The 16,049-nt window shown below is 54.2% G+C and carries 6 protein-coding genes; 4 read left to right on the forward strand and 2 right to left on the reverse strand.

The genetic code is table 11. The features are described 5' to 3' along the window. Window positions 1-12 precede the first annotated feature (12 nt). Window positions 13-3,174 carry a fibronectin type III domain-containing protein gene (locus P9H32_RS10270; protein WP_322608806.1) on the reverse strand — a complete coding sequence of 1,054 codons (3,162 nt, stop codon included), beginning with the start codon at window positions 3,172-3,174 and terminating at the stop codon, window positions 13-15. Window positions 3,175-3,183: 9 nt separating this feature from the next. After that, window positions 3,184-8,793 (reverse strand): AAA family ATPase, encoded by a 5,610-nt coding sequence (locus P9H32_RS10275; RefSeq protein WP_322608807.1) that lies wholly within the window; start codon window positions 8,791-8,793, stop codon window positions 3,184-3,186. 300 nt (window positions 8,794-9,093) lie between these two features. Between P9H32_RS10275 and P9H32_RS10280 the strand changes: the two genes are divergently transcribed. From P9H32_RS10280 to P9H32_RS10295, 4 genes are all read left to right on the forward strand, one after another. Further along, complete coding sequence (locus P9H32_RS10280) at window positions 9,094-9,750, forward strand: DUF1573 domain-containing protein (protein ID WP_322608808.1); 657 nt, start codon at window positions 9,094-9,096, stop codon at window positions 9,748-9,750. 147 nt (window positions 9,751-9,897) lie between these two features. Further along, window positions 9,898-11,127, forward strand: coding sequence for an esterase/lipase family protein (locus P9H32_RS10285; protein WP_322608809.1), 1,230 nt, complete (start codon window positions 9,898-9,900; stop codon window positions 11,125-11,127). Window positions 11,128-11,147: 20 nt separating this feature from the next. Beyond that, entirely contained in the window at window positions 11,148-12,002 is an 855-nt protein-coding gene (locus P9H32_RS10290; protein WP_322608810.1) for a hypothetical protein, read from the forward strand. Window positions 12,003-12,044: 42 nt separating this feature from the next. Beyond that, window positions 12,045-16,049, forward strand: a complete 4,005-nt coding sequence (locus tag P9H32_RS10295) for a hypothetical protein (protein ID WP_322608811.1) — start codon at window positions 12,045-12,047, stop codon at window positions 16,047-16,049.

Here is a 16,049-nt window from a genome sequence, read left to right on the forward strand (position 1 = left end):
CCGTTCCTGTCGTTAAGGTTTTTGCGGAATGCTAACGGTTCCGACGTTGTAAATTTTGAGCATCTCTCCATCCGGTCCGAAGCGAACGAGCAGATAGCGATAGGAGGCGCCGTAGACCATCGGGTGGGTGTCGAGCAGGTATAGGTCCCAGTCGTCATTCGTGCTTGTTCGGGCGGCTGCCACAAAGGGATCATAGATCAACGATTCATTTGTGCCCTGTCCCCACGCCAGTGCTTCCATCAGTACGGAAACCTGCACGACATCGCCACTCACATTCGGATACTGGGGGGAATCCACCTGAATACGATAGAGCGCACAGGGGAACACCGTTTCTCCATCGGCATTGGTGTAGAGGTAAGCCGACGGATCGCCGGGATCATAGATGGAGATTCCGGATTTTGAAGGCGGCTTCAACATCAGACTGACGGGAATGCTTCCGATTTGAATTCCAATGCGGGGTTCGTTGATTCCCTGATAGACCGGATCCGGCAGGAGATCATATCCATCGGGCACAAGCAGTTGGGCATGTACATCAGGATGGAACGGAGCGTCCTCAACCGGCGGAAGGGGGCGGGCGGGCCAGGGCACTTCCGGGCCGGGCGTCAACGTGGGCGACCAGATAAAAGACTGTGCTTCGCTCCACGCTCCGCGTTCGCCGTTGGGACCGGTGGCTCGAACCATCAGAATATATTCTGTGCCCAGCTCAATTTCGGCGGTAATCAGGAATTCCGGTTGATCCGGCAGGCCGAAATTAGCGCCGACGCGCCCGGTCATATAGGTCACACAATCCAAATTGGTGACCGATCCGTTCAGCACGATATCGACGAAATTGGTAATGCCGTTGTTTTCAATATCCCGCAGATCGGGGCTGAAGGTTTCTGGGGGGGCACTTCCCGAAGCTTTGTGTATGGCCACCTCAAACCGCTCAACGCCTTGCGGGGCACAGAACCAGCCGGCTTCCAATCCCGGTGATGCATTTTCGGTTCCGCTGCTTTTAATCGGATTCAAAACCGGAACGGGAAGCGCCATGGCCCGAGCCATTTCAACACAGTCAATCAGGGTCATCGGGCCGGGGTTTCCGTTAAAGTCGAAGAACTGATAGTAGTAACAAATGGTTCCGCCATTCGCGATATAGGCCTGTTCATCGGATTCCGTAATGACGAGCGCATTGGTGGTTTCGCCCTGACCGATCAGGGTACGCGGCCCGCTGTTGACCCGTCTGTAAAAACGGTACTCACCGGCATCGCTCGGCACTTCAACTTCCAGCACCGGGAAATAGGGCAGGCCGGTATTGGTAATATGCGGGCCCTCGCTGGAGTCATCGGTATAGCCGTAGGAGGCTCCGCAGACAAAATTGGCAATGCCGGTTCCCTTCACACTGCCGACGGCAGTTACATAATCACTGGTTTTCATTCCGTTGCCGACCCGGCAGTATATCGTGTAGTACGAGAGGTGCCCTTCCGGCAGTTTCACCTGCACCTTAACTTCCGGGCTGTCTCCGAAATAGTGGCGTCCCGTGAAGATTGCAGGTGTGTACTGGGGTTGCCCGATACTCTCTCCGGGCATGTAGGCGAATTCAACCCATTCAGCGCCGGCGTTGGTCCGGATGCAGTTCAACTCCAGATCGTAATCCGGAACGTCAGGGCCGCTGCCAAATTGATCTGCCCAACAGTTCAGCGTTTCCACATAAATGCCGACGCTTGCTTCGCCCTGATCTTCCGGTCCTTCCCAATCGTGAATGCCGCCGTGAACCGGCGCGCTGTTCAACGAAAGGTTCGGCCCGCACGCCGCATCGTCAATGGCCCGCACCGTATACCAATAGGTGCGGTCCTGATCGGCCGCCGTCAACACATTCGTGTACATCAACCGGTCTACATTCTCCTGACGGGCAATGGGGCCGGCAATACGGCCGAACAACTCATTGGCCGCGTTGGCCTGCATGGCAGCAATGCTGTCGTAGCGATAGACATAATAGGCATGCGTTTCGGCGGCGTCGGGATCCTGATCCCAGGAAATCTCTACGGACTGAACAGTATTGCTGGCTTCATCGAAGGTGTAGAGCGCGCGGGTACGGATGTCCTTCGGCACGCGCGGTGCCACCCGGTCGCAGGCTTCCGCGGTAAACCCGGCCGAAACCTCGCCATCCCGGCCGAGCAAATCCAATGCGGTGACAAAATAAACATATTGTTCGCCGTCCACAAAAGGAATGCCTCCGCTGAGTCCGTCATTGTCATCAATGAAGAAATAGGTGTTCGGTTCAACCGCATCTTCATCCGGCAGAATCGGCAGATTATTCACCCGTTTCACCTGCGGGTTCACCTGTGCCAGTTCCTGCAGTAAGGCGGTGCCGGGGGGCGTTCCATCGTATCCGTTATTCACAGCAAAGTCATAATCCATGCGATACAGGTTATAGCCGAACTGCATGAGCGAAAGCCGCCGCAATGCATCGGGCACCTGCCAGCGCAGGCGTATATTCAGGTGTCCTTTGGGGGAGGTGTCATAAACCTGTGTCATCGCTCCGGGGGCCGGAAGGACAAGCGGGTTGCCGGCTTCCACGCTGATTCGGCCGATGACTTCGTCGGTGTTGTGATCGCGAATTTCAAAGCTGGTAATACCTGCCGTATCGAGCCGGCAGGCAAAACCCCGGCCGAGAGCCAGCGTGAGGGCCGGGTGGGCCTGCGACATAAAGACGATATTCTGAAACATCAGGGTATCCTCAACGGACCCGTCGATGACCGCCGCAACCTTTTCGCCAAGGGTCAGATTCCCGGCGGGTACGGCTTCCGCGAACAGCTGATCAATTACATCTTCCAATTGGTTTAAGTCCTGACCGAGATTTACAGCCTGACCGCTCAGCACCGTGATCGACTGCGGGTCTGTATGCAGTTGGGCGGTGCCCTTGAATTGGTAGGGGACGGCATCATCAAAATCGCCGGATTTGGCATAGATGTCGTACTGCACACCCAGCAGCATCGAAAGGTCGGTGGCCATCCAGCTGAGATAGGCCCAGTCGCGTCCGTTTTCATCGGTGGTCACCGTACCCGCCGTGAAAATCATATCGCCGAGTCCCTGATTGTTCTGGGCGTCTGATGATCGGGGCAGCAGGTTAACCGCCAGTGCCACGGACAAAACCGCCGCGTTCAGTCCTGATTTAAATAATGTAGTTCCAATCATAATGGTCCTCTAATAATCGGCATCCCAATCGCCGTTTTCATAGGTGATTTCAGCGCTCGCGCTGAATTTGACGCAGAAGGGGCAGGGCCCGACTTTACCTGAAATTTTGCCTTTGCCTTTCATTCGCATAAGGTCGCCGTTTTTCATGCCGACCAGGGTAACCTCGCCGCGAACGCCCACCACACAAAGTGCTTCGCCTTCCGCCCCGAGGAAGACTTTTCCTCCGATCGGACCTTCCAGAAAGGCGAACATTCCCGCGCCGACGCCGGCCTTGATACGGAAGAGGCAGCCGTAGTCGACAATGGGCATCCAGCCTTCGCCATAGACATACACGCCGGTAAAGGGCGGATCGCCGAGAATGCCCTGAACATCGGGATCCCACGCAAACGGATCCAGACTGCAGGTGCGCCCGAAGAACACGCCGCCTTCCACTTCGAAGCTGGTCATTTCGCAGCGCAGGGCCGCAGACAGATAGTTTTCCCGCGCGCCGAAGGCCGCCGCCGCATAGAGTTCGGTGATTTTGAAGGCTTCAAAGCTGACGCTGCCTTCCGTCATTTCGAAGGCACCGGCCAGACCGATCGGTTTGAAGGGGCCGGATGAAAAGGCAAACTTCGTATTGATTTTAGCACGCAGATCGGAACCCACCCAACTGAGCCCGACATCATCCGTTCCGAGAATCACTTCGGTGGCATTATCGCCCGGTAGACCGCAACTGGAAGAGCCGTCGGCATTCAGCTGGCGGATAATCATGTAGGCCGAGAATTCCATCTCTTCCGGCACTTTCCATTGGAAGGCGCCGTCCAGCCGAAGCTCGGTCAGCGAATCGTGCTTAACATGGGCGTAGCCGTCGATCTGTCCGGCCCCGACGAGATCTGAAAGGTCGCCAAGCATACCGTTGATTTCTTCATCGATAGCGGTCAGGTATTCGCCGATGACATTTTTTATGGCGGTATTGACCTGCTGGAAAACACCGTCGATGGCTGTTTCCACCGAAGCCTGAACATCGTAGAGCCGGCTGCGGATCACCTGCTGGATATTGCAGCATGCGAGGGAGGCATAGAACCGGTCTTCAATCGACTGGCGGATCAGGGTCTTGATTTCTTCTGCGGTATATTCCTCGAACAGATCGCCGGCGGCCTGAAGATCGTCAAACTGTTCGGTGAGGTCGCTGACCGCCGCATCCATGGCGGCCTGAAGCTGTGCCGGGTCGAGCGCGTTCTGCAGTTCGCGGACAAACGATTCACCGGCGGCCAATTGCGCTTTGGCCTCTTCAATCACGTCCCGGATTTCGGTTAAATATTCACGGGCGGTATCGAGCGCGGGTTTCAGTTCTTCAAGGGTTTCGTTCAGTTCCGGAACGAGTTCGCCTGCCAGTTCATTGGCCAGATCGGCGGCCATGGTTCCGATGATGCCGGCGGCTAAATCGCCGAGGAACTCGAATTGGGTGCCCTGAAGATTCAGCAGGCCGGAAATCGGCTGAGCCAGTTGCTGTCCGGTCAGCGGATCATATTCAACGGTGTTGACGAAGGCATCAATCACCCGCAGGGCCTGTTCCAGATGTTCGTCAATTTCATCGAGCATATTGACGGCATTTCCAGACGTGTCGACCAGGTCTTCAAGCTGCTGCTGAACCGATCCGACGGGCCCGGCAACATAGCCCTGAATCAGGGATGAATAATAATCCGTATCCGGCGCTGCGGCATAGGCATTGTTCAATGCGGTGTAGAGTTCATCCACAATAGGATCCACGGATTGCGCGAGAATAGGCTCAAACAGTTTTTCCGGTACATCGGCCAGCAGGTTGTCAAACTGGGTCAGGCCGGAAAAAATGGTTTGGAACAAATTGCTGTTTACGCTGTTCAGCACGGCGGAGGCCATCCCGGTTTGTTCATCGATGGCATTAAAGGCCATGTTGGCGATGTTAATCTGGGGAAGTCCGTCGTACTGAACCCCGAACGAAATCTCGGCATGGTCGGCGCTGAGGTAGTCGGCCTGATGCTCCAGTTTCAGGACCACAATATCATTTTCAACGGGCTCCGCGGATTGAAAGGATTTGGTGGAGGTGGACCAGTTGAGGGGGTAATCAAAATTCACGATTTCCAGCCAGGTTTTCCGGGCGTGAACCCGATACTGATCGGTATACGGATTGCGGAAATCATCGACAATTACGCCGGAAGGTTTGCCGGCATTCAGTTCGTCAAAGGTTCCGGGGTTGACGTGGAAGGTCTGCGCCGAACCGTCGGAAAAACCACCGGTCATATAGATCGGCGCTGTGGAACTATTGGTACTGGCACTGGTGTGGAACAAGACATTCAGATCGTCGAAGAAGGCCACATCCAGGGCACCCGCAAAGTTGATCCAGCCGATGTCGGCGGACCCGCCCCCGCGATTTTCGTAGTCATTGTAGTAGGCGGAAAGAATGGGCGTGAAATGATATTCCTCGCTGCCGGGGCCATCGAGTTGGATTCGGTCCGGCAGGCTTAAGCGGGAATCGACGTTCTGCACGCCCGCCGCTTTGTTGGCGAGATTTCCATTGGGCATAAACCCGAGAACGCCGGACAGCAGGCCGTCGATATTGGCGCAGGCGGTGGTGATGCCCAGGCAGAGGACGCGGGCGCTGTTGGCGCAGGTGCTTGCATCGGTCGGGGCATAAAAGAAGGTGCGCGGATCAATGACCGCATTCCAGTAGGCCATTAATTTGTCGGAGGCATTGGCGAGTTCGCCGCCGAGAATTTCGCCGAGGCAGTCAAAGCGGAGCCCGTCGTATTCCACATCAAAACTGGAAGGATAGGGCAGCATGACGAGGCCGTCGGTCCGGCTTTCCACGGGGTTGCCGGAAAGGTAGGAAAGGCCGTATTGATCGAATTGATGGAGATAGCCGTAAATTTCAAGGGTATCGGGGAAGCTGTACGGTTCGGCTTCGTGAATCCCAGTGACGCCGGAGGGACGGACGTAATATTTCGAGCGCTCGGTTTGCAGCCAGTAATCGGTTTGCTCGCCGCCCAGAACCGAGCGGGCCGCCCGGTAAAGGTTCTCTTCAACCCGCAGGTTCAGTCCGGCATAATCGGCCAGTCCGGCGCGATAATCTTCGTTGCCGGAATAGTGGCCGGGTCGTTCCATATCGCCGGTATCCGGGCGCATACCGGAGAGGAGGATTACAGCGGGGCCCACATTCAGATCGGAGGATAGCTGAGATTGGTCATTCCGGATGAAATGCCCGGGCATATAAAAACGCCCGTTATTAAAGTTTGATGCTTCCTGCGCATAAAGGCCGTTTTGTCCGCGGCCCCAGCGGATGTCGGTGGCGTTGAAATAGACCGGGAGGTCGAGCCCGCCGTCTTTACTGAATGTCATGAAATAATCGTTGGGAACGAGAGGAAGGGTTTCCGGATCGGCCGGGGCTGAACAGGCGGCTTCCGCACAGGTGGTGGCGTAGGTGATGGATAGCGCGCCGGGGTCGGCCAGTGCGCTGCCCGTCGTCGGCAGGTCATCCGTCAACTCAAGCTGGCTGCTGTAGTTCCAGCTGATTTCCGGACCATAGGGGAGGTGCGGTGAAAAATAGCCGGGGCTCAATGCGAGTTTTGTGCTCAAGCGAGCGTCTTCATTGGCGGTGGTGGTTACTGTGATATCGGATTGGACGGAATCGACAAAGCGATAGTATTCCGCGTTGGAGCGTTTGAGGGCGAGGTTCGGGTCGACCATATTCGAACTGTTGCTTTCCAGAAATTCATGCCCGGCGGTACGGGTGCAGACGATGGAGCCTTCGTGGGTGAATTCAAAGGTTCCGAGGGTTGGATGCCAGGTGGCGCTCGTGGCGGCAATCCACAGCGGTTTGGTTTCTTCCGAGAGTTGGAAGTTGGCATTGCGGGTGAGGGAGGTGTTCATGCTGAGCGCGGTATCGACCGGAACGTCATAGAATTCGATCGTGGAATCCATCATGTAGGTTTGGTGGGTGGAAATGCCGAGCCCGGAAGGCAGCCGAACCTCCACATCCACGGTGCCGCCGTTGGCGGTGAGCCGGACCGGGGACGAGAAGGTGTAATGGATATCCTGCTGCTCGAATTGGTCCGGCACATCGACGTTAATCGTCTGCCAATCGGCGGGGTTCATGGTGTAGTCCAGCGTGGCGGGATCTTTAATGGCCTGAAGATTCGTAAAGGTGAACGGATAGCCCGAAAGCAGGCCGGTTCCGCTGATGGTGTGGTGCGTGTCGGAAGTGCGGCTCCAATCGGTCACGGTAATTTCAGTTTCGATGTCGTCGAAATACAGTTTGCCCGAATACTGGTTGATCGTGATCGGCAGGGTGGCGGTATTGTTGTTTTCCCGGCCCTCATTGATTTGGTTGTCGGCGTCGGCTTCGATCAGAATCGTGTAGTTGTTTTTGGCGAATTTTTCCGTACCGGGAATGTAGAAGTTTGCGGTCCAGTCATCCTCCTCCGTTTCAAGCGCTGGAAAGCTGATATTCCGGTTTGCGCTGTTGGAAAATACCGGTGTGGCCCCGTCGAGTATGGTGAAGCGGTATGCTGTATTCGGATAGGATTCGGCGGCGACTCCACTGCGCAGTGTGGTCTGGAGTTCAATCGGAATGTTCCGGGTGCCGAGTACGGTTTTCCAGATGTTGTTGGTGTTGGAAACGAAGAGATAGTCGGCATCATCGAGGTCGATATCCGCATTGGAATAGATCCGGATATCATCAAATTCGCGGCCGTCGGTCGGCCAGCTGTAATTGTCCACCTGCTGGAATTTAATGACTGGATTTCCAGTAATTGGAATGCCGTTCTGTGCGGCCAGGGCGTTAATGTCGAGGTTGAAAGTTTGCCAGCCGGTGGTTCCGTTCGGCAGATCATAAATTTTTGTGAATGAGGTGCCGCTGTCATTACTTAGGAAAATGCCGTCGCCGGGCTGGTCTTCCTCCCCGGATGCGCGATGTTTGAAACTGAGAGTAACCGGATCTAAGCCTTCGATATCGACCACCAGGCCAAGACTGTTGGTCGCAGTTTGTCCCGCGGAAATGCTGTCGTCCATACGCATAACCATATTGGTGGCGAGATCCAATTTCTGGACATATGTGAGACTGCTTGGTGAAGCGCCGGAAATGGAGTTGGCCGCCGGATAGCCGCTTGCGGTATAGCCGCCGAGGCTTTGCCCGAATGCGGTCTGTTGCGGATGGGAGCCGGAGGTGCTGTAGCGCGCCGAGTTATTCCAGGCCGCCCCGATCATATAGTATTTGCCTTCTTTCAGGATGGTGTTCAGTGTGCCGTAGACATAGTTGGTGCCGACCGGTGCGGTGACGGTGTTGGAGGAAATCAGCGAATACGTACCGTTTTCCGTCGCGCTTTCATAGACCAGAAGCTGTACGGAGGTGGATTGCGGCCGGCCGAGGTAAAAACCCTGACGCGTGAGCTCCACGGTCTGGTCACACTCAAAAAAATTGCCCCGCATCCGGTTGCTGCCGGTGTAATGGTTCGGGTTGATAAAGAAGCCGGGAATGTTGTCGGTAACCACTGATTCGGTATCCCCGCGCAATTCAATGCGGCCTTCCGGAGAGGAGTCATAGATCCACAAAATATCATTCGGCAGCGTGGCCTCATCGAAATCCTCGCGAATCGGGGGAGCCATTGAAAAAGCACTCGGGGAGATCGTCAGTAGAGTAAGCAGGCTTAAAAGCCGGAATAATCGAGTTGAACCGGAAGAGTGAGTCTTCATCGCTTGTTCCCTTTTTAAAAAGTCCGGAGGGATCAATGTAAGGCGATGCCTAGAAACCCCTCTCTTTGTTTTTTCAGCAGTTCGAAGCTATGATTGAGACTCATTATTGTCAATGTTAACTATATTAAGATTAAATATTAATAAAAGATTCGCCCAGGATGAGTTCGTGGATTTTGATTTATTCAATCGCAGAAAATAGGGTATCGATGGTTTATGAAAAAGGGATTGATGATCACTGTAGCGGCATTTTCTGCCATCTATGCCACCGCCCAACTGGAGTGGGAAGCGGATTTTATCCGGCTGGGAGCGCACCCGCTGCAGGAAAAGATGCAGGTTGAATTCAGGTATAGAAACCCCGGGAATCAGTCGGTGGAAATGATCCGGGTGGATTCCTCCTGCGGATGTCTGGTTCCGCAGAAAGGGCCGCGCACGATAGCGCCGGGGGAGTCGGGGAGCATTACTGCTGAATTCATGCTGCGCGGTCGCAGCGGAAAACAGAAAAAACATATTCTGGTCACCACCGACAGGAATACGCAGGTTCCCTACCGGCTCGATATTGAAGTGAATATTCCCGACAGCTATCTGCCCTCGGTTAAGCGGGTCATCTGGGAGCGTGCGGAAGCCTATGAATCCCGCACGGTCAGGCTGACGAACCACTATCATGAACCGATCAATCTGATTGAGGTGCTTCCAAGCATTGGAACGCTCAGAACAGAGCTGAAAACGGTAAAACCGGGGTTTGAATATGATCTCATCATTACGCCGGATCCCGGCGTGAAAAATCTCCGGGGGTTCATCCGTCTGAAGCCGGAACCGCTGTCCGGTGAACATAAAACCCGCGACTTTAAAGTATATGTTTTTGTCCGGTGACGCAGTTCGGTCCGTTAAAAACATACCTGAAAAACGTGTATTGTGCGGGCGTGTTTATAAAATTAAAAAGATAATAAAATACCTTGCCGAACGATAACTTCCTTTTAGAGTTTGCCGTATAAAGGATACAAAAAAGGGAGGTATAGCATGGCTGCGCAGGCAACGATTCTGATTCCGGGAATTAAAGGAACGAAACTGCTCAATTCCAATGAGGTGAATCACGACACCATCTGGTCGGGGATTCAGAGTAATTTTGAATCGATCGACGATTTGGCTCTGACCAAAAGTTACCGCAACCGGTATTATGATGAAGCCCTCGAATCTATTATCCAGCCTAGCGAGGTGGAGTTGCTGGCCTACGGCGAGCTGGTGGGGGAATTGCGGAAAAATTCCAGCCGGCCGGTGTATATTTTCAACTACGACTGGCGCTATTCGAATGTCGAGAACGGCGAGCGGTTGCAGGACTTTATCGGCTATCTGATTGCCAAATCAAAAGCCCGCCGGCGGGTAGACCCGAAGCAACCGGTGTTTTCATCGTTCGATTTCATTACGCACAGTATGGGAAATCAGGTGTTTCGTTCCTACCTGAACCTTGCCGGGTTTCGTTATGTTAATAAAGCGGTGCTTGCGGTGCCCCCGTTCCTCGGCTCGCTCGAAATCATATCAGGACTGATTAAAGGCGAAGGTTTTTTTGCGGGAACGAAAGAAAGCATGCGTAAATTGGTACGTACCTGGCCCGGTGCTCTGGAACTGCTGCCGCGTTATGCCGGGGTTTCCCGTTTTGAAAACGGCGCGTTGCATAATTTTTACAACCTTAATCACTGGCAGGATAATCTGGTGGATATCAAGCCGGACGATTCCGCCGAAAAAACGGCGCGCAAAGAAAAGCTGAAAGCACTGATCCGCCGCGGTAAACGGATGGTGGAGCAGGAAATGGTGGATCTCGACCAGCTTTCAGCTGCGGAAAAAAAGCGGATTCTGATCGTGGTGCGGGACGGCTATAAAACGATGCAGTCGTTGCAGGTGCTCAAAAACGTTCCGCCGCCCGGACCAGTGAATTTATTCAACCTTTCGAAGGTGGCCGTAAGCAAAGACGGCGACGGCGCCGTGGCGCATGCGAGTTCCTGCTGCTATGCCCGTCCCGACGATTCCGGTGTTAAAACCGTGGCTCTGATCAAGGACTTCTGGGCCAACGACAACAGCCATGGTTTTGTGCTCAACGAAGGACGCCTGCAAAGGCTGATCCAGCGGTTCCTCTATTCCGCCGAACCGTTTGATCACCGTATTCCCGGAAACTCGGTACGTGAAGTGGCCGGCGTGAATGAACGCAGCTGGGGGCACAACCTCTCGCGTTGGGAACTGGTGTTTAAAGACTGATCAAAGAAGGGGAGGGCATTATGAAAATCATCCTGTGTTTGGCCGTGATACTGGGGGCTCTTTCGGGGTGTAAAACCACAGCGGTTTGTACCGCTCCGAAGGTCAGTCCGGGCTACTATCCCATTGATCCGCTGCCGGTGCAGCTGGCTTTGCCCGATGGCTATGAGCCGCAAAAAATGAATGAAGCGATTCTGGCAGTCCTGCCGGATGAAACCATGCGCCTCTCGGTGGGATCCTTTACCTATTCCGGAGGGATTACCTATGGGCCGGCTGGCGGGAGCTTCAGCAAAGGCAGTTATGTGGTGGTGCTCGATTATATCAAATATACCACGCTGCCGGTGGGCATCATGGAAATCGAAGCTTCGACGAATGCTTGGCTGGAAGCGGTGGAGTATGGGACCGATGCGCCGATGTCAACCGGGCTGTTTGCCGGCGTCGGCCTGCGGTTGACCGCAAACCTGAGTGTGCTGGAGTCGAATGTGGATCTAGGCAGTCTTTTTGCTATTGGAGCTGCCGCGGAAGCGAAAAAAGTCTCGGGATCAATGGTGATTCAAACACTGGGGATCAGCGGGGAGCCGGTTTCGACGATGTTGCCGATGCCCAGCGAGATCAGCCAGTCGAGCATCCAGAATGCCATGCTGGCGCTTGGGGCGATTAAGGCCAAATTGTATGAAGATGATATCACCATTTCCCCCCGGATTCTCGGTTTCAACAACACCTATTGTAAAACCCCGGAAGCGATCCATTATTTTACGGCATCGCTCCTGAATATGCCGCGGCCTTACCCGCCGATCAACTTGGTGCAGGAGTTTGCGGTACAGGCCTGCTATGGCGATGACGATGTCGCGTTGGCTGATGATGGTGAATCGGACTAAGTACGCCGGCCCGCGACCATAATGCGTGTATAAGGAGGCGGTATGAAGATGTTCGGAATCGGTTCGAGCCCGATCTCGTCGGGAAATTTGATTCTGATCTTTAGTGCAATCATCGGTACAGTGATTTCCAACAGTCGTACGACGCTGAAATCGCACCGTCCCGAAATTGCCGAAGAGGTCGTGGTGGAACCGTCCGGAAATCAGGTGGACGCACGGCTTTGGGAGGACCCTTTTGATGTGCTGGAGCGTTGGGGGAAGCGGTATCCTGAAACGAATGCCCGGGCCGAACTCAGAAGCCTGAAAGAGATTCTCGAGACCCGGGTGGATAAACTGATTGTTCCGGTGATGACCGATGATGGGCACTATCCGGAAATGAGGGAGAATCGGATTCAGCAGCGGTATGCCGTTTTGGCCGCACTGAGTACCTCGAACTACAAACCGAACAGTCCGCAGAAGATGAATATCGGCAGGCTGGTGATCGGGGGCGTTACCAACACGGTACCGTATGAATGGTTTTCCCGGGATAAATCCAAGCCGGAAGTCTATCCGGCGGGTGGGTTAAATGGGCTGGCCCCTGCGTATGAGCAACCGGACAATTTGTACGGCAATGAATTTGAACATGTGTGTATTCTCTGGTTGCGCAGTGATTTTCTGGGTACTGCGGCTAAAGCGATCGTTTCTCCGGGACAGGGACCGCTGTCCGATTACCGGAAATTATCCGAAGCTCTGGCTCCTGCGGCGGAGCGGGGTAAACGGGGAGTATGTGATATTCGGATCATTGGCCCCCGTTCATCCGAAGGAATCCGGCGGATACTGCAGGAAATCGAGGCGTTTCGGGCGAGCGGGGTATGGCTGGAGGAGTCGATTCAGATACTGAAGAAACAGCTCCGCGAGCTGGCGGCGGGGCAGCAGGATGAGACGGTTGCCGGTGTTGATTTTAAGCGACAGGGAAATAACGGGGGGACCGAACAGGAATACAGGGCTGCTGTGACCGGGCTGAGTAAGGAAATCTGGAAGTATATGCAACCCGGGTGTAATGCCCGTCTGTTCAGTAGCCTGCCGTTCGGGGGCAAGGAGATCGGTACGAAGGAATCGGCAGGTATTGTGATCAATATCAGCCTTTACGGTGAGGAACTGGTTCGCGCGGAGAAATTGAGGATTTACCGCGGTACGCTGACGGCGATTGCAGAGGAAGAACAGAAGTTGAGAGCTGCACTCTTTAAACTGGAAAATAAACTGTGCGAACTGGAACAGCAGCGTGAGGATGCCGCGAGTGGTGAACAAATCAACTCCAGCCCGGTCCACATCCTTTCGAATGAATTCAATCTGGTACAGACCCGGCAAAAACTGGAGCTCCTCGGACAGCTGCGGGAACAGCTTATCAGGAGGGCCGGCGGAAAAGAAAATCGGTTTTCCCGTGGAAATGATCCAGAGCCGCAGCAGTTCCACCATGACTATCTGCAGCAGGGAAGCGCAGCGGATGATTATCAGCGTTTTGAGGCGTTGCTGAATTTGTGTACTGATGAGATCGATCGCCTGCCCTTTTACCGCTCCAAAAGGAAAGCACGGATTGCTCTGGAAGAGGTTCGCAGTGGGTTTGTAAAAGCAGCGAAAGACTGGGCCGAAAGGGAAGCGGAAATAAAAATAGAAGCAGCATTCACGAAAATTCGTGAGATGCAGACCAATAGACGGGCGAGTGTCAATGCTTCGATGAAACACCGGATCAGCAGGCTTGAGACTGCCCACATAGCCGTCGGCCGGGTAGTGAAAAATGAACAGGCCGAAGCGGGCGCGATGAACGGAATCAAAAGCCTGTATGCCACCCCCGTCTGCAGCGTCTTTTCACCTTGGGCCACGGCGGATAATTATCTGTTGAATGCGGATCTCTCCAACGGCAGGAAATTCAACGAGCTGCTGAATAAAAAATATGACAGCGGAACAACCTCCGGCCGCGACGCGCTGGCGGAGTTGCGGAAGGAGATTCTTTATCTCCACGGTATTCATTTCAATCGTACGGTGCAGAAGGATAAACGCGTGGCGAAGGCCCTTGTAGATGAGCTGAGCCGGCGCGGGGCCATCTTGCCGCCGGGCAATCCGCGTGAAACGCCGGCCCGGATTGTTTTGATCGGCGAATGGGATTCCGTATTCAGCCGGGCGCTTTCAACTACTTTTGCGCTGGAATATCTTCAGCGGCAGGGACGTTCGGCACTCCAGTGGCCGGAGGAGATTGAGGTGTTTGAATATCTGAGGGGGATTGATGGGTTGATGCCCGGTGCGGAACATGTTGATGTTCCAAAGTCTGGAAACGATTCTGGTAATGGGCAGAGCCTTTACCATACGTTGGGGCTGCGCTATCCGGATGGGTCCAGTCAGTATGACTATCTGCGCCGCCTGGCCGGGCGTGTTCAGAAGATCAATACCGAGGGCCACCGGGTTACGGCGGTCGGAATTTTCGGCAGCGATGCTTATGACAAACTGCTGATTCTGCGGGCGCTGCGGGGAAAAATTCCTGATGCGGTATTTTTTACAACCGACCTCGATGCCCGGTTTTTTCATGCTGACGAGTTGAAATGGACCCGCGGTCTGGTAGTCGGGTCGAGTTACGGACTGGAACTCTCACCCACGCTGCAGCAGCGGACGGCACCGTTTAGAAATACCTATCAGACCGGATTGTATGCGACCATGTTCACGGTGTTGAACGGGGCTCCCTGGGCCTTCAATATCGATGATTATGATCCTCGTATTTTTGAAATCGGCCTGCAGGGTGCGGTTGATCTCTCAAACCGGGACACACAAATCGGGGAATTTTTTCTGCCGCTGCATCCCGAACCGGATAATATCTGGCGCAAACACGTTGGCCGTATTGTTCTTCTTCTGGGGCTGGGGCTTGTTGTTCCGGCGCTCTTCCTCGGAGTGTTCGGTTATTTCCGGTCCGCTGGCGGAAATCCGGGCACGATGAAGCCGGCTTTTTACTGGCTGCTGTTTGCCGGGGCGTGCGGCGGGGTCGTTGTATTATTTTTTCAGACTATGGCTGCAAGCGGAGAAGACCCATACGGCGGGGAGCCCTTCACCGTTTTCGGGGGGATATCGATTTGGCCTTCGCTCATGATCCGTATTCTGGTTTTCATCTGTTCGCTCTATTTTATCATCAGAACCTATTTTTCAATCCGAAGCGATTCTCATTCGGTCGCGGCGGAATTTGGGTTTAAAACCGGCTGCTTGAAAAAGACAGAATTCGGATTCCTTGAGAATCTCCTGTGGCCGTTCCGGCGGAATACAGCCGAAACTGATATTGCGCGGATTTGGAGCGCATACAGCTGGCGGCGCGGCATCGGCTGGATTTATGTTGTACTGCTGGCCGCGACCATCATTTACGGCGGTTTGGCCGGGGCGGTGGTGCGTTGCGATCAGCCGTTTACCCCTTACCGCGGTACACTGGCGCTGGTGGCGCATCAGGGTTCGCTCCGGCTGGCGTTGATCAGTATGATTTTGCTCTGCGGTGTCACGGTTTACACCTTGCTGCGCAGTACGCGTTTGATCTGCAACCTTTACCGCCGTAACAAAGAACGCTACGACCCATGTTGCTGGCATCACAGTGAAATGCGGGCTTTGGACTGCCGTGTGCATTTAAACAATATTTATCTCGTAGGCCGGGTTACGGAAACCACCGGCCGGATTATTGTTTATCCGTTTGTGGTTCTGTTTCTGATGATTCTTTCGCGGTATTCTCTGATTGATCTGTGGGATTGGCCGCTTCCGCTGGCGGGTGTGGTCGGCTTGACCGTGTTTGCTGCTCTTTTTTCGGCGGTCTACCTGAGATACAAAGCGAAGGAAATCCAGAAACGCGCGTTTGATCTGCTCCAGCTGGAAAAACTTAAAAAACCGGAGAATAGTGAAGAAGTCGATCGATGTATCGAACAGATCGCATCCTGTGAACGGGGTGCTTTTGCTCCTCTTTCGAGTAATCCGATACTTCTTGCTGTTTTGACGCCGTTCGGCGGCATCGGAGCTGTTTCTATCATTCAGAGCATGGTTGCGGGCCTGTAA

Source organism: Pontiella agarivorans, assembly GCF_034531395.1.
GTDB lineage: Bacteria > Verrucomicrobiota > Kiritimatiellia > Kiritimatiellales > Pontiellaceae > Pontiella > Pontiella agarivorans.

Bases quoted from the DNA above. Each gene is read 5' to 3' on its own strand.
- P9H32_RS10270 (WP_322608806.1), bottom strand. From the start codon at position 3,174: ATGATTGGAACTACATTATTTAAATCAGGACTGAACGCGGCGGTTTTG.
- P9H32_RS10275 (WP_322608807.1), bottom strand. From the start codon at position 8,793: ATGGCTCCCCCGATTCGCGAGGATTTCGATGAGGCCACGCTGCCGAAT.
- P9H32_RS10280 (WP_322608808.1), top strand. From the start codon at position 9,094: ATGAAAAAGGGATTGATGATCACTGTAGCGGCATTTTCTGCCATCTAT.
- P9H32_RS10285 (WP_322608809.1), top strand. From the start codon at position 9,898: ATGGCTGCGCAGGCAACGATTCTGATTCCGGGAATTAAAGGAACGAAA.
- P9H32_RS10290 (WP_322608810.1), top strand. From the start codon at position 11,148: ATGAAAATCATCCTGTGTTTGGCCGTGATACTGGGGGCTCTTTCGGGG.
- P9H32_RS10295 (WP_322608811.1), top strand. From the start codon at position 12,045: ATGAAGATGTTCGGAATCGGTTCGAGCCCGATCTCGTCGGGAAATTTG.